At 38.9% G+C, this 19,841-nt stretch carries 16 protein-coding genes and 2 tRNA genes; 9 read left to right on the top strand and 9 right to left on the bottom strand.

Going from position 1 to position 19,841, the window contains the following annotated elements; genetic code table 11:
* Nucleotides 1-20: 20 nt before the first annotated feature.
* Together PVK63_RS19000 and PVK63_RS18995 are read left to right on the top strand one after the other, a co-directional pair.
* A tRNA-Asp gene (locus tag PVK63_RS19000) sits at nucleotides 21-97 on the top strand.
* 36 nt (nucleotides 98-133) lie between these two features.
* A tRNA-Trp gene (locus tag PVK63_RS18995) sits at nucleotides 134-210 on the top strand.
* Between the two features lie 134 nt (nucleotides 211-344).
* Here PVK63_RS18995 and PVK63_RS18990 read toward each other — a convergent pair.
* The 4 genes from PVK63_RS18990 to PVK63_RS18975 are packed head-to-tail and all read right to left on the bottom strand — an operon-like array spanning nucleotide 345 to nucleotide 3,099.
* Nucleotides 345-752, bottom strand: coding sequence for a type IV pilus modification PilV family protein (locus PVK63_RS18990; RefSeq protein WP_130088089.1), 408 nt, complete (start codon nucleotides 750-752; stop codon nucleotides 345-347).
* Nucleotides 742-1,986, bottom strand: coding sequence for a hypothetical protein (locus PVK63_RS18985; RefSeq protein ID WP_130088088.1), 1,245 nt, complete (start codon nucleotides 1,984-1,986; stop codon nucleotides 742-744). Before PVK63_RS18985 ends, PVK63_RS18990 begins: the two co-directional genes overlap by 11 nt.
* On the bottom strand, nucleotides 1,986-2,606 hold the full coding sequence (locus PVK63_RS18980; protein WP_130088087.1) for a PilW family protein: 621 nt from the start codon (nucleotides 2,604-2,606) through the stop codon (nucleotides 1,986-1,988). The genes PVK63_RS18985 and PVK63_RS18980 overlap by 1 nt, the downstream gene beginning before the upstream one ends.
* Nucleotides 2,584-3,099 carry a GspH/FimT family pseudopilin gene (locus tag PVK63_RS18975; RefSeq protein WP_130088086.1) on the bottom strand — a complete coding sequence of 172 codons (516 nt, stop codon included), beginning with the start codon at nucleotides 3,097-3,099 and terminating at the stop codon, nucleotides 2,584-2,586. Before PVK63_RS18975 ends, PVK63_RS18980 begins: the two co-directional genes overlap by 23 nt.
* 97 nt (nucleotides 3,100-3,196) lie before the next feature.
* On the opposite strand from PVK63_RS18975, the gene PVK63_RS18970 reads away from it, so the two are divergent.
* Nucleotides 3,197-3,634 carry a type IV pilin protein gene (locus PVK63_RS18970; RefSeq protein WP_130088085.1) on the top strand — a complete coding sequence of 146 codons (438 nt, stop codon included), beginning with the start codon at nucleotides 3,197-3,199 and terminating at the stop codon, nucleotides 3,632-3,634.
* 43 nt (nucleotides 3,635-3,677) lie between these two features.
* On the opposite strand, the gene chrA is transcribed toward PVK63_RS18970, so the two are convergent.
* Complete coding sequence (gene chrA, locus PVK63_RS18965) at nucleotides 3,678-4,829, bottom strand: chromate efflux transporter (RefSeq protein WP_130088084.1); 1,152 nt, start codon at nucleotides 4,827-4,829, stop codon at nucleotides 3,678-3,680.
* Nucleotides 4,830-4,878: 49 nt separating this feature from the next.
* Between chrA and PVK63_RS18960 the strand changes: the two genes are divergently transcribed.
* Complete coding sequence (locus PVK63_RS18960) at nucleotides 4,879-5,871, top strand: LysR family transcriptional regulator (protein WP_130088083.1); 993 nt, start codon at nucleotides 4,879-4,881, stop codon at nucleotides 5,869-5,871.
* A 25-nt stretch (nucleotides 5,872-5,896) separates the two neighbouring features.
* On the opposite strand, the gene PVK63_RS18955 is transcribed toward PVK63_RS18960, so the two are convergent.
* The 4 genes from PVK63_RS18955 to PVK63_RS18940 form a co-directional block, all read right to left on the bottom strand.
* Nucleotides 5,897-6,085, bottom strand: coding sequence for a YqaE/Pmp3 family membrane protein (locus PVK63_RS18955; protein WP_005417846.1), 189 nt, complete (start codon nucleotides 6,083-6,085; stop codon nucleotides 5,897-5,899).
* Nucleotides 6,086-6,197: 112 nt separating this feature from the next.
* On the bottom strand, nucleotides 6,198-7,229 hold the full coding sequence (gene dapD, locus PVK63_RS18950; RefSeq protein ID WP_130047290.1) for a 2,3,4,5-tetrahydropyridine-2,6-dicarboxylate N-succinyltransferase: 1,032 nt from the start codon (nucleotides 7,227-7,229) through the stop codon (nucleotides 6,198-6,200).
* A gap of 219 nt (nucleotides 7,230-7,448) precedes the next feature.
* Nucleotides 7,449-7,739: a YebG family protein gene (locus tag PVK63_RS18945; protein ID WP_130088082.1), complete on the bottom strand. Its 291-nt coding sequence runs from the start codon at nucleotides 7,737-7,739 to the stop codon at nucleotides 7,449-7,451.
* 85 nt (nucleotides 7,740-7,824) lie between these two features.
* Entirely contained in the window at nucleotides 7,825-8,703 is an 879-nt protein-coding gene (locus PVK63_RS18940) for a LysR substrate-binding domain-containing protein (RefSeq protein ID WP_130088081.1), read from the bottom strand.
* Nucleotides 8,704-8,836: 133 nt separating this feature from the next.
* On the opposite strand from PVK63_RS18940, the gene PVK63_RS18935 reads away from it, so the two are divergent.
* From PVK63_RS18935 to PVK63_RS18915, 5 genes are all read left to right on the top strand, one after another.
* On the top strand, nucleotides 8,837-9,826 hold the full coding sequence (locus tag PVK63_RS18935; protein WP_130088080.1) for a TDT family transporter: 990 nt from the start codon (nucleotides 8,837-8,839) through the stop codon (nucleotides 9,824-9,826).
* Nucleotides 9,827-9,907: 81 nt separating this feature from the next.
* Nucleotides 9,908-13,342 (top strand): exodeoxyribonuclease V subunit gamma, encoded by a 3,435-nt coding sequence (gene recC, locus PVK63_RS18930; RefSeq protein ID WP_130088079.1) that lies wholly within the window; start codon nucleotides 9,908-9,910, stop codon nucleotides 13,340-13,342.
* Between the two features lie 299 nt (nucleotides 13,343-13,641).
* The gene (recB, locus tag PVK63_RS18925) at nucleotides 13,642-17,268 is read left to right on the top strand and encodes an exodeoxyribonuclease V subunit beta (protein WP_130088078.1); all 3,627 of its coding nucleotides are present in this window, start codon (nucleotides 13,642-13,644) and stop codon (nucleotides 17,266-17,268) included.
* A complete protein-coding gene (gene recD, locus PVK63_RS18920) occupies nucleotides 17,261-19,279 on the top strand; it encodes an exodeoxyribonuclease V subunit alpha (protein WP_130088077.1) in 2,019 nt (672 codons plus the stop codon). Before recB ends, recD begins: the two co-directional genes overlap by 8 nt.
* A 225-nt stretch (nucleotides 19,280-19,504) precedes the next feature.
* The gene (locus tag PVK63_RS18915; RefSeq protein WP_207215688.1) at nucleotides 19,505-19,837 is read left to right on the top strand and encodes a DMT family transporter; all 333 of its coding nucleotides are present in this window, start codon (nucleotides 19,505-19,507) and stop codon (nucleotides 19,835-19,837) included.
* Nucleotides 19,838-19,841: the final 4 nt, after the last annotated feature.

Raw genomic sequence — 19,841 nt, 5'->3', positions numbered from 1 at the left:
TTATGCTGAATAGACACTGCGGAGTGGTAGTTCAGTTGGTTAGAATACCGGCCTGTCACGCCGGGGGTCGCGGGTTCGAGTCCCGTCCACTCCGCCACTTATTTAGACAGAGTTAAGTCTTTAAAATAACTACAGGGGTGTAGCTCCAACTGGCAGAGCAGCGGATTCCAAATCCGCGTGTTGGGAGTTCGAATCTCTCCACCCCTGCCATATTAAAGAAGGCTCATATCGAAAGATATGAGCCTTTTTGCTATTTGTAGTTTAAGAAAAGAGTAGCGGATTCCCCCGCCATAAGAACGCGCGTGTTGGGAGTTCAAATGTCGAATTACTCTTATGTTTAATTATTAATCAAATTCATTGTATTTAGATATGATGGTTTCTAAGGTTACGAACTCTTTATTTCCATGTCTTGTGTCCCAAGCGCTAGATATTGTGATGTGCTTTGCTGAGGCTGAAATTATGTTATCCACATTCCAAGCTAACGTATATGTAACACCATTGGTTGTGATTTCGTCTGACGATGTATTAATTGAATTATAAGTAATAGTTCCACCAGCGCCAGAGGTTGAGCGACTACGAAACTTTTCTAATTGAGTTTCTGCGTTATAGAGAGCCTCAATGCTTCTTGTTGCGTATTCAGATTTTAGTTCGATAAAGGTTTGTAATTTTAATAACCCTAAAGCACCAATACCAATGATGGTAAATGAAATCATGATTTCAAGAAGACTAAATCCTTTTTGTTTAGAGATCATTCCAAGACCCTTTTTGCCAAATGAAATTATTATATTCTTCTTTACGGGCTGCCCTTTTATATTTAAATACGATAGATCCTCTAAGTAATGTCGAGGAGTTTGGAGTATCTAGAATTAATCCACCCGTTGGAACAAAGGCTCCAGCTTGAAAGTGAGAAACTGTCTTTTTATCATCGCTTGTTAGAGTGTTGGCACTAACCATACCATCCCAATTGGTCGTTAAGTCTAGACCTAGTGCATGGTGATATAGGTGATAGACTGATCCATAAAAATTTACAGCACTGAAAATCCCAAGAACGCCATCTTCAACCACAAGATTTCGAGGTGTTTTTGGTAATGATGTTAGTGAATGTCCATCACCGAGGTCACAATTGCCGATTACCCATACTTTATCGCTGCTAGCAAACGCATTAGCAATTAGATCGTCACAATTTACTTTGCTACCACTAATGACGGTATATTCATTTTTTATTTCTGCTAATTTGGAGCGAGGTTTTTGAAAAAACGCCTCAAATGGGTCATAGTGAGTTTCTTGTATATAATCAGAAAGAAAGTTACTGGAGGTCGTTGGATCATCTGTTTTAGATGATATATTAATATTTGATTTTGTGGACGCATGGCATGTTCCTTTATATCCATCGTATGGGCCATTATCCTCAGGGTTTAGCGTTTTTAATCCAGAACCTGAGAATCGATAATCGATGTATCCAGTATATTTAATCGCAACACATTTATCTTTATCATCAATTTTATCACCTGTAACGTCTGGATAGACATTTAAGGACCCATCTATTATTAGATTACCTCTAGCTTGTATTGCGCCATCCCCATAAGTAATTTTAGGTATAATACTTTTTTTAATTAGCTCTTTATTATGTTGCTCATAGGTTAGTTGATAAGTCATCACTGAGCTTGCTGAAGATACAGCTTTGGCATAAAGGCTCTCAATCGGAGAGTTGATACCGCAGCCGGATTTTAAATTATCATATTCTGTTGAGCTGTTATTTTTTGATAGAAGAGATGGTTCAGTTTTAGTCTCACTAATAAAAGTAAATAAGCATTCGATAGCTCCCTCAGCTTTCCAGTGACCTTGTTTTGCTAAAACTTCATTTTGCGATCTTTTGATTTGATAAAAAGTACTTTTATAAGTGCCTAAAGATAAAATTAAAGCAGCTAGGATAAGCAGTGAAGTCATTATTAGAACAACGGCACCTTTTTCACTATTTATCTTCATTATTGCCAATTCCTTTGTTTTGCACTGAAACTCAAACTTTTTGTCATTGTTGGTATATTCACTAAATTTGCATCAAGTCGAATATCTATAATGGATGACATAGCAGCGCTCGTGACTAGTGGGGTGCTAACTATTGAAAAAGCAGTTACATGTATATTTCTTGAGTCAAAAAGTGAATTGCAATCACCAATTTCAGATACTTCTTTTCGATTATTTATAAGCGTTTTTTCTTCGCAAATTTTTAATTTCTTATCTACTGGAGAGTACTTATATACGATGTTTTGATATGTTTTTTGTGCGCCAGACATTTTTCGATGATATGCAAAACCAACACTGTCTGAGGTTATCTCTATAACATTTACGGCTCCCGATAATTTAATCGATTGTCCATCAGAACCATCGTAGCCAGCTCTTTGGATATCTTCTTTTATTATTTGCATCGTGCTAGTTAAATTTTGTATTAGTAGGAGTTCTAGCCCCCGTTCTTTTGCTACACGTTGACCATTAATAAAAATAGAGCCGACAAGGCTGATAGCAATAACTCCGATAAAGGAGGCAATAAGAAGTTCAATCAGAGAGGCGCCTTGCTGTTTATATTTATGAACAGGAGTTATAGCCATAAAGAGTTCCACTTATATTGTCGTAGCATATTTTAATTCTGCCTGGTGGATTAGACAGAAGAACCTTTAATTCTTTTGTTGTGTCAGCATTTGGATGGAAGCTAAATGAACCTGGAGCTGGTCGTCCTCGTATTCCTTCAAATTTTGTTTTTTGATGTGTATATGTATGTTTTAAGGTTATGCCTTTGAAGTTACTACCATCTAAATAAGCAATCATATTTCCAGAAAGAGCTGATGAATCTCTTAATGTTAAATTCCATGAACCAGCCTTACTTTCTTCTGTTTTAGGAAATGAAATATGAACCCATAAATCTTTATTTTTTAGTACAGCTTCTGATTTAGCTTGAATTAAAAACCCATTGAGTTCTGTTGCTAAACGTTCCATTTTGACACTATTATTTATGGTATTGAAGTTTGGGGCTGAAACAGATAATAGGATTGCTAAAACGGAAACCGTAATTAAAAGCTCTAGTAAGGTAAACCCGCGATTCATCTCTCAATTTCCTTTGTAACTTATTGATAGAGCAGCAATAATGCTTGCGAAAATTATATCAAGTATTAAAAATATAAAGATGCTATATAGAGGATAAATGGAAATGATTCTAATAAATAAATGTAATTATAAACGTAATCATACAAGAGGTATGACATTGGTCGAATTAATGGTTGTAATTGCAGTTATAGGTATTTTGTCTGCCATTGCTTATCCTACATATACACATCATATTTTAAAAACGAATAGAATTGCAGTATTGGCGGACATCGCAAAGATTCAATTAGAAATCGAGGAGAAGTATATAAATAGTTATTCTAGTATTGCATCATCAATAGTCAGCGGGGGAACGTGTTCTTTTTGTAGTACGCAATTAGATAAGTATACGTTAAGTTTCGAGGATTTGACCGCTACGACCTACACAATTAAAGCTGTACCAAAAAATGAACAACGAAATGATACCTGTGCCAGCAATACCTATAATGAAATTACGCTTAATCAGTTTAATGTGGCAAGCCCTAATGAATGTTGGTAAATAAAGGTGAGTATTTATAATAACCCACCTTTTTATTCATTAATCACCCAACAAAAGGCAGTAGAGCACCAGCAGCAATAAAGAAGCTAACCAATCCAATAATAGGAAGTTTCAATACCTTTAACAATGCAAAACCAATGATAACTAAAGCCATATCTAAACCAGAATTTACAGCACTGGTAAAGACAGGATCATATAAAGCAGAGATCAGTAAACCTACTACGGCAGCATTAATCCCAACAATTGCCCCAGAAAGAGCTGGTTTTTTAGCAAGCACTTGCCAGTGGTTAAATACCCCAAGAACCAATAAGAAGCCAGGTAAGAAAATAGCAACAGTTGCTACTAAAGCACCAATAACTGGTTGCTCACTCCATAGCTCGTAACCTAAGAAAGTAGCAAAGGTAAACATAGGGCCAGGAACAGCCTGAGCTGCAGCGTAACCAGTTAAAAAGCTGTCAGTACTGACTTGGTCGCCAACAATATTTTGTAGTAATGGTAGTACAACATGACCGCCACCAAATACTAAACTACCGGCTTGGAAAAAATCTGAAAATAAACCAAGTAGTGGTGAATGGCTGATAACTGCTGGTAATACAAAAAAGCATAAAGCAAAAATAATGAGAGGGAGCCAATTGATGCCTTTTGAGTCTTGTTCAATTTGCTCTTTATCATCTGATTTTAGGTAAAAGCGTCCAATCAGTGCTGCAATCAATAACGCGATTAATTGAGTGGTGATGGATGGCGCAACAAGTAATAATGTTGCTGTCATTATACAAAGTAGGATCGTGAGTTTATCTTTACAGAAGCTTTTATACATCCCCATAATAGCATCAGCTACGACGACGACAGCGAGTAGTTTTAAGCCATGAATAACGCCTTCAAAAACAGCATTACCAAAAAATGAGTGACTGATATTCGCAAGTAATACCATGATAAGAATAGACGGTAATGTAAAGCTAATTGAAGCTAATAAAGCACCTAAAAGACCTTTGCGGTGATAGCCTAACGCGAAACCTACTTGGCTTGAGCCCGGACCTGGTAAAAATTGACTTAATGCGATTAATTGAGCGTATTCTTCTTCACTAATCCATCCACGCTTTTGAACAAATTCATTTCGAAAATAACCAATGTGAGCAGCTGGCCCACCAAAGCTTACCCAACCTAATAAAAAAAATCGTTTAAATATTTCAAACATAATCTACTCAGCTTTTGATGTGTGATCCAATTTTGGATATTCAATTTTGATGAGTTCAAGATTACGAGTTACTATAAAATTATTCAAATCGATTATATTGCTATTAACTATGAATGAAATTAATTGGAAGGCGGTGGACTTAAATTTATTAGTCGCTTTTAGTACTTTAATGGAAACCAAAAGCGTTTCACTAGCTGCAAATAAATTGTTTGTGGGTCAATCAGCGATGAGTCATAGCCTTGCTCGTTTACGTGAACTATTAAATGATCCTTTGTTCGAAAGGCAAGGGCATCAAATGATCCCTACAGCAAAAGCGATTCAATTATATCCTTTAGTTAATAAAGTATTACAAACGATCTCTGGTGATATTTTAAAGGTGGATACGTTTGAAGCGAGTGAGTTTTCCGGCACTTTTAAAATAGGTATGACGGATTACGCAGAGCTTCTTTTTGCCGCTGATATTTTTGATGCCATTCATCGATTAGCACCAAATGCACAACTTTGTTTTACTACGGTAGATAAAGCTAACTATCAAGATCGTTTTGATTCAGAACCATTAGATCTGGTTATCGGAAGTATGAAACCTGAGTTGAAAGAATTTCAATATCAAACGTTATACACAGAAAAACACGTATGTATGTGGGATGGACAGCGGCACCCGTTTAGCACGCCAATCAGTCTTGATGATTATATTTCTTTGCCTCACGCATTAGTCAGCCCTGATGGAGCATTAAAAACAGGGGTAGATAAAGAGTTAAAAGCGTTAGGCGTGAATCGTGCTGTTAGCGTGGCATCTAAACATTTTTTAACCATCAGACATTTAATGAAAAAAAGAGATTTAATTTGTGTGGTGCCTGAGTTGATGGCTCAATTAGCTCTTTTCTCTGAAAAATTAGTGCATTCAGAGCCTCCAATTAATGTGGGGGAGTTTGATATTCAATTGATTTGGCAAACAAGAAATAAAGAAAACAAACGCTATCAATGGCTCAAAGAATTACTTATTCAAACCATTGAAAAAAGCGTGATTACTTATAGGACTTAAATTCTGTGCTTTTGGGATTTAATTGTTATCGCCCAAAAGCGTCTTTAATTTTTTCATCGGTTTTATATTGGCTTAGCGCATAAACCGACCAAATAGCAGCAGGGATCCAACCGATTAAAGTTATTTGTAAGATAAGACAAATGATGCCGCTAAATGGACGACCTATCGTGAAAAACTGTAACCAAGGCAGTAATAAAGCAAGTAATAGTCTCATTGAGTTTCCTATATAAATAAAAAATGGCCAGCAACTATTTAGTTACTGGCCATAATACTATCTTGGTCTTTATGAATAGAGCATGAATATACTCAGGCCATTAGACTAAAAATTAGTTATTGCTGTGCAATTCGCTATTTAGTTCAACCGCAGATTTATTCGTTAAACATTCGATTTGACCAGTGATAGAGTTGCGACGGAATAGAAGGTCTGTTTTACCAGCAAGATCACGAGCTTTCGCAATTTCAACTTCTTTGCCTTGATTATCTAGCATGCTTACTTTTGTGCCAGCAGTAACATATAGGCCTGATTCAATCGTACAACGATCACCCATTGGGAAACCAAGACCGGCATTAGCACCAAGTAGACAGTTCTCACCAATAGAGATAACCATCTTACCGCCACCAGAAAGTGTACCCATGATAGAAGCACCACCGCCGATATCTGAACCATTGCCAACAACAACACCCGCAGAAATACGGCCTTCAACCATGCTAACACCCGTAGTACCAGCGTTAAAGTTGATGAAACCTTCGTGCATAACTGTTGTGCCTTCACCTACATGAGCACCTAGGCGAACACGTGAAGTATCAGCAATACGAACACCAGTAGGAACCACGTAATCCACCATTTTAGGGAATTTATCAACGCAATCTACAGTTAGTGTTTCACCAGCTAGGCGAGCTTCGATTTGACGATCAGCAAGTTCAGGTAAATCGATTGGACCTTGGTTAGTCCATGCGATGTTATGTAGAAGACCAAAGATACCATCAAGTACAGTACCGTGTGGTTTAACTAAACGGTTAGAGATAAGTTGAAGTTTTAAGAAACCTTCAGCAACTGATTGAGGTTGCTCATCAGTCGCTAGCACAACAAGAACAAGAGGTTGTTTAGATTGAACTGCTTTTTCTGCAAATGCTGCGTTTGCAATATCGCCGTTTGCGGCAAATGCATTAGCAAGTTCAGTACAAACTTCAGAAGAAATTTCGATAGCTTGGTTGCCTTCAGCATAACCACTTGCTTGAGCAATAGAGTTAACTAGTGCTTCAGAAGGGTTTAATACTGGGTGTGGGAAAAATGCTTCAATGATTTTATTGTCGCGGTTTTTTGTTGCGGTACCAAAGGCAAGAGCAAAATGAGCCATGTAATGATTCTCCATTTCCATATAATTATGAGTATTTAAAAATAAATCTTACTTCACATCATAAAGAGAGTTGCTGTGATATAGAAGGGCGAAAGTAAGAAATATTTACGATGCAGGGAGAAAAAGTGTAAGAAAAGGGGATTAATCGTTAGGGAGTTGAAAATAAAATAGCAGCTCATTAAGCTGCTATTTATATTTTAAAATGTGTTTTTTGTAGAATTAAGCCGCGTCAGACTCTTCGTCTTTTACTGCTTCAATCTTTGCTTTTTTAGGTGCTGGTTTACGTTTAGCACCAAGAGCAACTAACAGATCTTCTTTATGTTTTGCTAGGTATAAAGACATCTCTTCTTGCTTCGCTTCATCTTCAATCAATTCACTTTCACCAAGAAAAGTAAAAAGTTCATCTGCGATATCAAGCATCTTGTCATAAGCATCGGCTTCCGATTTAGAGGTAAAAGTCATCTTCTCTTCTCCGTTGCGCTCAACTACATATTTGACGATAACAGCCATGGTCGTCTCTCCTATTTAATTAACTGGTGTTTTATACAGTAAGCAGGCTTATGTGTCCACTTAGAGAAACGAAAGTTAGATAGAGTTAACTTTCCTCACAATAAGCGAGGAATTGTTGTAATAAGGGTGTTTGATATTTTTCTTTATGAAGTAGTAACCAGTATTGGCGAGTTAATCGTTTTTCATAAGAAATTTTAACTAGGCGTCCATCATTAATGGCATTTTGTGCTGCGAGTTGAGAAATACATGCTAATCCCATGTTTTCAGAACAACAATTAATGATAGCCTCAGTTGTATGAAGTTGTAATGATTCATGCCAATCATTTAAATTAGCGGCGATATGATTAATAAAATATTCACGGCTACCTGAACCTTCTTCTCGTAGTAACCAAGTTGAATGCTCTAAATCGTTCAAAGTCACTTTATTCTTAGTTGCCAAAGGATGAGAAGGGGCGCACACTATATACATATCGTCAGATTGCCACTCAATCATATTTAGTTTGGGATGATGCGCTTTACCCTCTACCAAACCGATATCAAGCTGAAACTCTAGCAGTCGATTAATAATTTGTGCAGTATTTGAAATAAACAGTTGCTGAATATCGCAAGGGTGTTGCTGCTGAAATTGACTGAGTAATACCGGCGCAATGTGATTACCAATGGTGTCACTAGCGCCAATGTTTAATGAACCCGTCAACTGACTATCTGCCGTAAATTGGTGCTCGATAGCCTCTGCTCGTTCTAGTAATTCGTCTGCTAAAGGAAGAAGTTGGCGGCCTTCACTATTTAACACTAATCGATTATTTACACGATCAAAAACTTTGTAACCAAGGTTTTTTTCAAGCTCAGAAAGCGAAAGGCTCACAGCAGGCTTGGTGATAAAAAGTCGCTCTGCTGCTTTAGTCATTGTTTTTTCTTGAGCAATAGCGGTAAATACATTGAGCTGTTTTAGTGAAATTCTCATGACAGGAAGTCCTAATAAATAAACCTTAAGTCGTTTAGTTAATATTAACGTAACCTTAAGTTTATTCAAATTTTATTAATGCTTAGCAAGAAGTAAAATAGCTTCATCGTTAAATAGTAAAGAGAACAATGTCATGCTTAATTACACAAAACAAAAAGTAGCAGGTGCTCCAACGCCAATGGCAGGGTTAGCTCTTGGGATTGCAAGTCTAGGTTGGTGCTGGGAAAATGCATTGCCGCTCAATGGCTATGCGCAATGGATCTCAGCAGCAATCGCTTCAGTATTATTACTGGTATTAGCGATTAAATTTTTATTACACCCAACGGTATTATGGAGCGAACTTGCTCATCCTGTTGTAGGTAGTGTTGCTCCAACTTTTGCTATGGGCACAATGGTGGTATCTAGTAGCATTGGTCATTTTTATCCAGCGGCTGGGGATGCGTTATGGCTTGCTGCAATCGCACTTCATATTATTTTCTTAGTCTCTTTTATTTATCATCGAGCAAAAGATTTTGAATTGCATCATATGGTGCCTAGTTGGTTTGTTCCACCAGTAGGTTTAGTGGTTGCTGATGTTTCTTTTTCAGGTAATCAAGCATTAGCACCTGTCGCACATTGGGTTCTTATGTTTGGTTTGGTTATCTATGCAATCATGCTACCAATTATGATTTATCGTTTGATTTTTAGTCATGAAGTACCGGATGCAGCAAAACCAACCATCGCAATCATGGCGGCACCAGCAAGTTTATCGTTAGCAGGTTATTTAACGGTGACAGCTTCACCATCACCTGTGATTATTGCACTTCTATTTGGTATTGCTGTGTTAATGACAAGCGTAATTTACATGGCTTTCTTTAAATTAATGAGATTACCATTTAGCCCAGGTTATGCTGCATTTACCTTCCCTATGGTGATTGGTGCAACGGCATTATTTAAAACCGCGAACTGGATGCTATCTCAAGGTGTTGCTACTAATTATGTATATCAAGTAAGAACATTGGCGGTAGTTGAGTTAGTGGTTGCTACTTGTGTCGTGAGTTATGTCGCTGCACATTATTTAGCGCATTATCGTCCAATTACTCGTATGGCAAATCGTTTAGTAAGTCCTAAACATGCACACTAATTAATACGCTTTTTTTCTCTTAAAACACATCCAGTTACGTTAAGCTATAGAGACTTTCATTTCTTTATAAGCGAGCTGGGTGTGTTTACTGTTTATCATTCAAATCAACTTGATGTTCTTAAATCACTTGTCGTTGAATTAATTCGTCTTAACCCTCTAGATAACCCATTTGAGCATGAGCAAATCCTCGTTCAAAGTCCGGGCATGTCACAATGGCTTAAAATCGAACTCGCAAAAGAGTTAGGTATTGCCGCTAACCTTACTTTTCCTCTTCCTGCTACTTTTATTTGGGATCTGTTTACTCAGGTTCTTGATGATGTGCCAAAGCGCAGTGCTTTCCATAAAGAAGCGATGACTTGGAAGATAGTGACATTATTACCTGAGTTATTAAAACAAGATGAATTTGCACCTCTACAGCGCTATTTAGAAAATGATGAAAGCCAACTTAAGTGCTACCAATTAGCTGCAAAAATTGCCGATATCTTTGACCAATATTTAGTATTTCGCCCAGAGTGGATCCAAAAGTGGGAAGCGGGTGAAGAGGTCGTAGATCTCGAAGGTGAACACCCTTGGCAACCTATTTTATGGCGAGCGTTATATGATCAAACCTTAGCGCTTGGTCATTCGCCTTATCATCGTGCCAATATGTTTGAACACTTTATTGAAACGCTAGATAACTATTTGCAAACGGGCACCTTGCCAAAAGGGATGCCTAAGCGTTTGTTTGTGGTGGGCATTACTTCACTTCCTCCTCGTTATTTAGATGCGCTTGCGGCGTTAGGTCAGCATATTGATGTGCATTTAATGTTTACCAATCCTTGCCGTTATTACTGGGGAGAAATTCGAGACAGAAAATACCTTGCTCGTTTAGAAGCCCGTAATCGCCTGCAAGTTAAATGGCTAGATGATCATAGTGAGCATATTGGTGATACAGAACAGCTAAAAGGTTCTATTGAGGCTAATTTTGAAGATGAATTACATACTTCTGAAGTGGGGAATTCCTTGCTTGCCTCATGGGGGAAATTAGGCCGAGATAATTTGTGCTTACTCTCTGAGATGGAAGCACAAGAGATTGATGCCTTTGTTGATGTTGGTAACGACAATCTTTTGCACTCTATTCAATCGGATATTTTAAATCTTGAAGAGCGCAGTCGTGATGATGTGCTTGATAACAGTCAGCATAAACAGCCAATCAGTTCTGATGATCGTTCGATTCTTTTGCATTCGTGCCATAGTCCAATGCGAGAGGTTGAGGTTTTACATGATCAGTTATTGGCTATGTTTGCTAATGACCCAGACTTAAAGCCGCGCGATATTATCGTGATGGTAGCAGACATCAATGTTTACAGTGCGGCGATTCAAGCGGTCTTCGGTAATGCGGCTTTTGATCGTTATATTCCTTTTGCGATTTCAGACCAAAGTGCTGAGCAAGAAAACCCAGTGTTATTGGCTTTTATGAGCTTGATGGCGCTGCCTGAAAACCGTTGTGGTCTTTCTGAATTGCTCACATTATTGGAAGTGCCTGCGGTAATGTCTCGTTTTAAATTCAATGCCGAGCAATTTGACATTGTGAAACGCTGGGCTGAAGAAACCGGTATTCGCTGGGGATTAGATAACAGCACATCTGCACAGTTTGATCTTCCTGAACACAATCAAAACTCTTGGTTATTTGGTATTCAACGCATGTTGCTTGGTTATGCGATGGAGCAAGGTGCTGGGCTATTCGAAGGCATGGCGAGTTACGAACAAGTGCAGGGCATGAATGCGGAAATTGCCGGTAACTTAGCGCAGTTTATTGATCAGCTTTTGACTTATCAGATCATCCTAGGCCAACCGCATACCATTACGACATGGCGAACCACCATCAATCAATTAATGGATGATTTTTTAGATGTTGAATTAGAAGGTGAATTGGTCGTTAAAAGCATTCGTGATCAACTGCAAAAACTGGAAGAAAATCTAGAAGATGCGGGTTTTGATGCGCCAATCTCAGCGCCAATTATTAATAATTACCTAAAAAATAATTTATCTGGCGGTAAAGCGAGTCAACGATTCTTAGCCGGACAAGTTAACTTTTGTACCTTAATGCCAATGCGTTCTATTCCATTTGATGTGGTGTGTTTGCTTGGGATGACGGATGGGTCTTACCCGCGAACCATGCCTGTTGAAGGTTTCGATTTAATGCAAAAACGCATGAAACCGGGTGACCGTTCACGTCGAGATGATGATAGATATCTGTTCTTAGAAGCGCTGCAATCGGCAAATAAAGCGTTTTATTTAAGTTATATTGGGCGTTCAATTCGCGATAACACAGAAAAAGCACCGTCAGTATTAGTCAGTGAGTTACTTGAATATTGCCAGCAAGGTTATTGCCTAGAGGGAGATAATGAGTTAAATCCTGAAGCATCCGCAAAACGCTTGGTTAAGCAATTAACCATAGAACACCCTCTGGTTCCTTATAGCCAACACAGTTTTATTGGTGATAACACAAGCTATGCAAGCGAGTGGTTACCCACAGCTAAATTAGAAGGAGCCGCGGCACCTGAATTTCAGACTGCGCCATTAGTATATGCACCAGAAACAAAAGAGCTAGAGCTTACTGAACTGCAACGTTTTTGGCGTTTACCTGTCGCTTATTTCTTTAATCGTGGCTTAAAAGTCTTTTTTGAAACGGTAGAGAGTCGAGTTGAAGATGATGAGCCATTTACCATCGATGGTCGTACTGGCTATGGTATGAAATCGGATCTACTGGAGGACTTATTGGCCTATGATGATCCTAACCATATATCTCAACTCTCTCGTGATTTTTATCAGCAGCAAAAAGCCCAAGGTAAATTACCGATTGGTAGCTTTGGCGAGATAGCCGCCGACAAAGAAGTGAACACCGTTAAAGATTTGGTTACTCATATTCAACCATTAACGAGCTCACCATTAGACGATCAAGAAGTGCGTTTACGCTTTAGTTTCCCTCATGGTGAAATGGAACTGCAAGGTTGGTTAAAACAGCGTTATCAGGCAGGAATGCTGCGTTATCGTGGCGGTAAAATTCGTTCACATGAAGTTTTAGCAACTTGGATTGATCACCTGTGTCTGTGTGCTATGGGCCAGCAGCAATTTACTCACCTATTTGGTACAGATGCGATTTATCATTTTGAAGCTATTGAGAAAGAAAAAGCGTACCAAGAATTAGAGACTATATTAAGCCTTTATATTTCGGGTAACTGTGCACCATTGCCTTATTTACCAAAAGCGGCATTAGCAGGGCTCGAAGCGCATTTTGATAAAAAAGGTGTGTGGAGTGATGACGAAGAAACGCATCAAAAAGCCCTGAAAAAAATGGCAGATGAATACAATGGAACGTCTTATGGTGGGCGGCTTTTTGCTGGTGAAAGTAGCAATGATTATGTCATGCGTATGTGGCCAGAATGGAATGATGATTTTGGTCAGGCTATTTTTGATAATGCTCAAAAGGTATTACGCAATGCATTGTTGCATAGCGAGAAAGAAAAGTTATAAAGGGTAACGGTGGGTCATCAGTAGAAAGTAGGGTGGCCGCCAGTAAATCATTTTTAGTGTAGGGCGTTCGCTGTACGGCCACAGGTCAGAGGTTGACCGAATCCTGATTACAAATGCACATTTAATGAGCTCTTTGTAAGTGGCGCTGAGTGTAACAAAGCATAAAAAGTGAACCGTGAGAAAGATCTCACATTGATAGCTTTATTAATTTTATTATCGTTGTTCCCAATGAATTACGATATGGATCACACAGATATCTTGTAAAAACAGGATGTTGATGTTTAAAACGGTGATGTTCGATGACGACAATCGCAGCTCCAAATCAATTGAATGCAATGACGTTTCCTTTGCATGGGACACGTTTAATTGAAGCTTCAGCCGGTACTGGTAAAACATTTACCATTGCCAGCTTGTATTTACGTTTATTGCTGGGACATGGCGAGGAAAATAGCCGTCATAGTGAAGAATTAACCGTAGATAGAATATTGGTAGTAACTTTTACAGAAGCGGCAACGGCTGAGTTGAGAGAGCGTATCCGAGCAAAAATACATGATGCTCGTTTAGCGTTTGCTCGTGCTGTTCATAATAATGATTATAAGAGCGGTGATCCGGTTATTGATCCACTGTTGGCTTCTATTGGTGACCATAAATCAGCTGCGCAGATCCTTTTGAATGCCGAACGCAGCATGGATGAAGCCTCTATCTTCACCATTCATGGTTTTTGTCAACGTATGCTAACTCAAAATGCCTTTGAATCGGGTGCGCAGTTTGAGAGTGAATTTGTTACTGACCAAGCCAAATTAATGCATCAAGTGGCTGCAGATTTTTGGCGTCGCAGTTTTTATCATCTGCCAAAAATGGTGGCTGAAAGTGTTTATGGTTGTTGGTCAAGTCCATCTGCTTTATTGGGTGATATGGGCAATAGTCTTACCGGTGTCCCAAAGCATTTAACCGTAGAGCCGTTAGAGAGTTCATTAGAAGAATTTTGCCAGCAAGGCATTGCTCGTATTGATGAATTAAAAAAACAGTGGTCAGCACATTGTGCAGATTTTGAAGCCTTGATCTCAGGTTCGGGTGTAGATAAACGCAGCTACACCAAAAAGAATTTACCTAATTGGTTAGAGCAAGTGTCATCGTGGGCCAATAATCCAACCACCTCATTGCAAGTACACGATAAGCTAGAAAAGTTTTCTCAAGAATTATTAATTGAAAAAACCAAAAAGGGCGAAGCCCCAGAACACTCGGTATTTAAACTCATTGATGACTTTCTGGCTCAGCCATTAGAGATCAAACAGCCACTACTATCATTGGCGATTCATCAATGTCGTAAAACTTTACAGCAAGCCAAAGAGCAAAAAAATTGGTTATCGTTTGATGATTTGCTTACTCAATTATCTCAAGCGACAGAAAATCAAGATAACGCCTTATTGCTAGAAAAAATCCGCGCGCAATATCCAGTCGCTTTGATCGATGAATTCCAAGATACCGATCCGCTGCAATATTCGATTTTTAGTACGCTTTACCAAGATCAGCCACAGTGTGGTTTATTCATGATTGGTGATCCAAAACAAGCGATTTATGCTTTCCGTGGTGCGGATATTTTTACCTATATTCAAGCGCGCCGCCAAGTTGCAGATCATTACACCTTGGATACTAACTGGCGCTCAACTGCAGATATGGTGTCGTCAGTGAACCGTATCTTTGAACATGGCAAACAGCCTTTTTTGTACGATGACGATATTCCATTTTATCCGGTTAAATATAACCCTGTTAATGCCGAGCAAAAATCATGGGCGTTAGAGAATCAAACTCAGCCCGCGATGACTTTTTGGTTGCAAGAGAGTAAAGATGGTAATCCGGTAAATAAAACCAGTTATCAGCGTGTTATGGCAGAATCAACTGCGGCACAAATTCAAACTATTTTGACTGGTGCGCAGCAAGGCTCAGCGTATTTACAAAACGGAGAGAAAAAACAAGCGATCAAAGCGGGTGATATTGCGGTTCTAGTTCGTACTGGTAAAGAAGGTAAATTAGTTCGTGAAGCTTTATCAAAACAAGGTATCGCCAGTGTCTATTTATCTAACCGTGATAGCGTATTTTCTTCTCCATTAGCTAAAGATGTATTGCGTTTATTGCAAGCGGCCATGACGCCGACAGATGCGCGAGCAGTGCGTTCAGCATTAGCATCGTCATTATTTGCTTATACTGCCGATCAATTGCATCAATTTAATGTCGATGAAATGCAGTGGGAGCAAGCAGTTAATGAGTTTCGCGCCTATCGTAAGCATTGGTTACAGCGCGGTATCATGCCGATGTTGCATCAAATCATTACCCAACAAGGTATTTCAGAGCGTTTATTAGCTGAAAATGGCGGTGAGCGTCAACTGACTGATTTATTGCATATTGGCGAATTACTGCAACAAACCAGTCAAACTTTAGACAGTGATTATGGTTTATTACGTTGGTTGTCTGAGTCTATTTCAGAACCTAATGGTGATTCAGAAGAGCAGACGGTACGTTTAGAATCAGAGCGTAACTTGGTGCAAATTGTCACGATCCATAAATCGAAAGGATTGGAATATGACTTAGTCTTTTTGCCTTTTATTTGCTCATATCGTGCGATAGACAAAAAAGGTGAAGTCAGTTTTTATGATGAAGCCAACCGTTACTCGGTATTGGATTTATTAAAAGAAGACGATTCTGTCGAGAAGGCAGAGAAAGAGCGTTTAGCTGAAGATTTACGTTTGATTTATGTAGCACTAACTCGTGCGGTTTATGCTTGTTATATCGGCATCGCGCCTATCACCAAAGGCATCTCGAAAAAGCCACCAACGGGTGTGCATCTATCGGGTTTAGGTTATCTAATCCAGCAAGCCGATGAATGTAATGTTGAAGAACTACAAGCGTGTCTTGAAAAGTTGATTGCAGGCAATTCGCCTATGGTGATCCAATCACCTCAAACCATCACCGATGAGTTGTATCAAGAGGTTCAAGATGATCACATTGAGCTGCATGCTAATAAATTAATTGAGCCTGTGAAAAGTAATTGGTGGATGACCAGTTATTCTGGATTGGTAAAGCAAGGCAATCACCATAATGATGCTTCATTAGAGCTCATTAATTTAGATATCGATTCAGCAGAAGATAAAGACGATAAAGAGTTGGATTTAGAGCCTGAACGCACCATATTTACTTTCCCTCGTGGAGCGAGAGCGGGTACGTTTTTACACTCATTGTTTGAAGAGGTTGAATTTACTCAACCAATTAACAGTGAAGAAAATACGCAAATCATCATTAAGCTACTAGAGAAAGAAAATTACGATGCAGAATGGTTAGAAGTCGTTCAAAACATGATGCAACGAGTGTTAGATTGTCCACTCGATGGTGAGAACTTACGTTTAGCAAGCAAAGGTCCAACTCAACGTTTAGTCGAAATGGAGTTTTTACTTCCTATTAAATTACTGAACTCAAGTTTAGTAAATAAAACCATAGCGAAGCATGATGAAGTGTCTGCGAGAGCGGGGGAATTGGGTTTCTCTACCGTTAGTGGCATGCTCAAAGGCTTTATCGATTTAGTGTTTGAACATGAAGGTAAATATTACGTTCTCGATTGGAAATCTAATCATTTGGGAGATGCCCCTGAGTGTTACGGTGGAGAAGCCTTAGTTGAGGCAATGCGAGATCATCGTTATGACTTCCAATACCAGTTATATGCTTTAGCGCTTCATCGATTCTTAAAAAGCCGTATTTCTGATTATGATTACGATACCCACTTTGGTGGTGCGTATTATATTTTCTTGCGTGGTGTTGAAGATACACATGAAGGACATGATGCAAATTCTAATGGGGTATTTTATTCAAAACCGAGCAAAGCTTTGTTAGAAGAGTTAGAGAAATTGGTAGATGGAGAAACAGTCGATGCTTAAGCAATTACAACACTTAATGGATCATGGCGTACTTCGCCCATTGGATCTTCAATTTGCTAAATTTATCGCTCAACAAGAAAAAAATAGCGATAAAAATCTCATCATGCTGTTGTCTGCGATTACAAGTCATGAGTTAGGAAAAGGTCACGTCTGTATTGATTTTGAACAGATAGAACAGGGCGATCTTTTTACTCTCCCAGCAAAGTATCGTGATGCGTTATTAGAATTAGTTCCAGAAAAAAGCCTCTGGATTTCGGAGTTAACCACTGCTTCTACAGTATCAAATGGTACAGAAGCCAAGCCTTTAGCTTTTGATGGTACTCGCTTGTATTTACAACGCTACTGGGCATTTGAGCAACGTGTGTCTAACCGTATTACTAAAGCGGCGCAAAGTGTGGCGGTAAACCTTCAGTTATCGAATACATTGGATGAGTTGTTTGCTCGTCAGTATCATTTTTTATTTTCAGCATTAAAAAAATTAGAGAATAACAATCAAGTTTCTCGCCAACAATTAGTGTGCGATATGCTTGATGTTGTTCAATCAGATGATCTTGATTGGCAGGCGATTGATGCGGTGTTATTAGTCGCGACCAAATCTTCAGAACTCGAAACGTTAGATCAATTAATTCCAAATAGCCACTGTGTTAATTGGCAAAAAGTAGCAGCAGCTGTGGCGTTAACTCGTCGATTTTCTGTTATTTCTGGTGGTCCAGGTACGGGTAAAACAACCACAGTAACCAAGCTTTTGGCCTCCTTAGTTACGCAAGCTCAGCAGGATAATAAAAACATAGCGATTAAACTGGTTGCGCCAACCGGTAAAGCCGCAGCGCGTTTGACTGAGTCCATTGGTCAGGCGGTACAATCCATTGGTTTAGCACCAGAAGTGAAAGAAGCGATCCCGACTGATGCGAGTACACTGCATCGACTGCTTGGCTATATTCCCAATCAAGTGGATTTTCGTCATAACAAATCCAATCCGTTACATCTTGATGTATTGGTGGTGGATGAAGCGTCTATGGTCGATTTGCCTATGATGGCTCGATTGCTCGATGCGGTACCTGAACACGCACGTGTTATTTTATTGGGCGATAAAGATCAACTAGCTTCGGTTGAAGCGGGAGCGGTGTTAGGTGATATTTGTCAGTTTACCAAAATGGGTTACAGCCAGAATCAAGCGCAGCAATTATCTCAACTAACTGGCTTTAATCTACCGGCACAATCACATAATAATACCGTTGCAGATAGCTTATGTATGCTGCAAAAGAGTTACCGTTTTGATGCGCGTTCAGGTATTGGGCAACTTGCCAAAGCTATTAATGAAGGCAGTAAATTTAAAGTAGAAGCAGTATGGGCTAAAGGGTTCTCAGATATTCGTTTTCATGATTTAAGTAATGATAGCTACAACGCAATGATCACCATGATGGTGAATGGTTACCGCAGTTATTTAGGTCATATTCACGCAGGTGATAAAGCAGAAGTTGCATTAAAAGCCTTTAACCAAATTCAATTATTGTGTGCAATGCGAGAAGGGGATTTTGGTGTGGTTGGATTAAATCAACGTATTGAAAAAGCGTTGAAAAAGTCTGATTTAATCCCTCATGGTGATGAAATTTGGTATTCGGGTCGCCCTGTTATGGTAACGCAAAATGATTATGGTGTTGGTTTGTATAATGGCGATATTGGTATTGCTATGCCAGATCCTGTTGATCAGCGTTTACGTGTTTATTTTGAGATGCCAGATGGTTCGATTCGTGGTGTATTACCAAGCCAGTTACCTGAGCATGAAACCGTTTATGCCATGACGATCCATAAATCTCAAGGCTCTGAATTTGAACATACAGTATTGGCGCTACCCGCAGAGTTTAGCCCAATCTTAACGCGTGAGTTAATTTATACAGGTGTGACTCGAGCAAAGAAAAAGCTCGATTTATTTGCTACAGAAAAAGTGGTGGCACGAGGGGTAATGATTAAAACTCAGAGAAATAGTGGCTTAACGTCATTGATGAGTTAAGCAAATGACAGTGGTTGATAACGTAAATATCAACCGCTGTATTATTTCATATACGTAATAATGATTTTCTTCTTTAGCTCTAGTAAAGAATAAATAAATGCTTATAATTACGCCAATAAAATTCGGAAGGAATGTCGGATATTCTATTTTTACCAACCATATTAATTAGATGATTAGTGGTTGGAACTAGAGTTTTACTGCTATATGTTTAAATTGCTTGTTTCAATGCCGCCTGCTATGGCGCTTATTATTGCTATTATTTCAGAAGTGATAGCTACCTCTTATATTCCTAAAACAGAACAATTTACCAAATTAACGCCAAGCTTAATTGTTGGTGTTGGTTATACTATTGCATTCTTTTTGCTTTCAATTACTGTCAAAAGTATGCCTGTTGGAATTGTTTACGCGATATGGAGTGGCGCTGGGATTGTCTTAGTTGCGGGTATCGGATATTTCGCTTATGGGCAAAAACTGGATTTACCAGCAATAGCAGGAATAGCTCTTATTCTATCTGGTGTACTCGTTGTTAATTTATTTTCTAACACTGCTGGTCACTAGAGTT

The organism is Aliivibrio sp. S2TY2 (assembly GCF_028765525.1).
Taxonomy (GTDB): Bacteria; Pseudomonadota; Gammaproteobacteria; order Enterobacterales; family Vibrionaceae; genus Aliivibrio; species Aliivibrio finisterrensis_A.
This window is presented reverse-complemented; position numbering and strand designations above follow the sequence as displayed.

Coding starts and splice junctions, on each gene's coding strand:
- PVK63_RS18990 (WP_130088089.1), bottom strand. CDS start 752: ATGATCTCTAAACAAAAAGGATTTAGTCTTCTTGAAATCATGATTTCA.
- PVK63_RS18985 (WP_130088088.1), bottom strand. CDS start 1,986: ATGAAGATAAATAGTGAAAAAGGTGCCGTTGTTCTAATAATGACTTCA.
- PVK63_RS18980 (WP_130088087.1), bottom strand. CDS start 2,606: ATGGCTATAACTCCTGTTCATAAATATAAACAGCAAGGCGCCTCTCTG.
- PVK63_RS18975 (WP_130088086.1), bottom strand. CDS start 3,099: ATGAATCGCGGGTTTACCTTACTAGAGCTTTTAATTACGGTTTCCGTT.
- PVK63_RS18970 (WP_130088085.1), top strand. CDS start 3,197: ATGGAAATGATTCTAATAAATAAATGTAATTATAAACGTAATCATACA.
- chrA (WP_130088084.1), bottom strand. CDS start 4,829: ATGTTTGAAATATTTAAACGATTTTTTTTATTAGGTTGGGTAAGCTTT.
- PVK63_RS18960 (WP_130088083.1), top strand. CDS start 4,879: ATGAGTTCAAGATTACGAGTTACTATAAAATTATTCAAATCGATTATA.
- PVK63_RS18955 (WP_005417846.1), bottom strand. CDS start 6,085: ATGAGACTATTACTTGCTTTATTACTGCCTTGGTTACAGTTTTTCACG.
- dapD (WP_130047290.1), bottom strand. CDS start 7,229: ATGGCTCATTTTGCTCTTGCCTTTGGTACCGCAACAAAAAACCGCGAC.
- PVK63_RS18945 (WP_130088082.1), bottom strand. CDS start 7,739: ATGGCTGTTATCGTCAAATATGTAGTTGAGCGCAACGGAGAAGAGAAG.
- PVK63_RS18940 (WP_130088081.1), bottom strand. CDS start 8,703: ATGAGAATTTCACTAAAACAGCTCAATGTATTTACCGCTATTGCTCAA.
- PVK63_RS18935 (WP_130088080.1), top strand. CDS start 8,837: ATGCTTAATTACACAAAACAAAAAGTAGCAGGTGCTCCAACGCCAATG.
- recB (WP_130088078.1), top strand. CDS start 13,642: ATGACGACAATCGCAGCTCCAAATCAATTGAATGCAATGACGTTTCCT.
- recD (WP_130088077.1), top strand. CDS start 17,261: ATGCTTAAGCAATTACAACACTTAATGGATCATGGCGTACTTCGCCCA.
- PVK63_RS18915 (WP_207215688.1), top strand. CDS start 19,505: ATGCCGCCTGCTATGGCGCTTATTATTGCTATTATTTCAGAAGTGATA.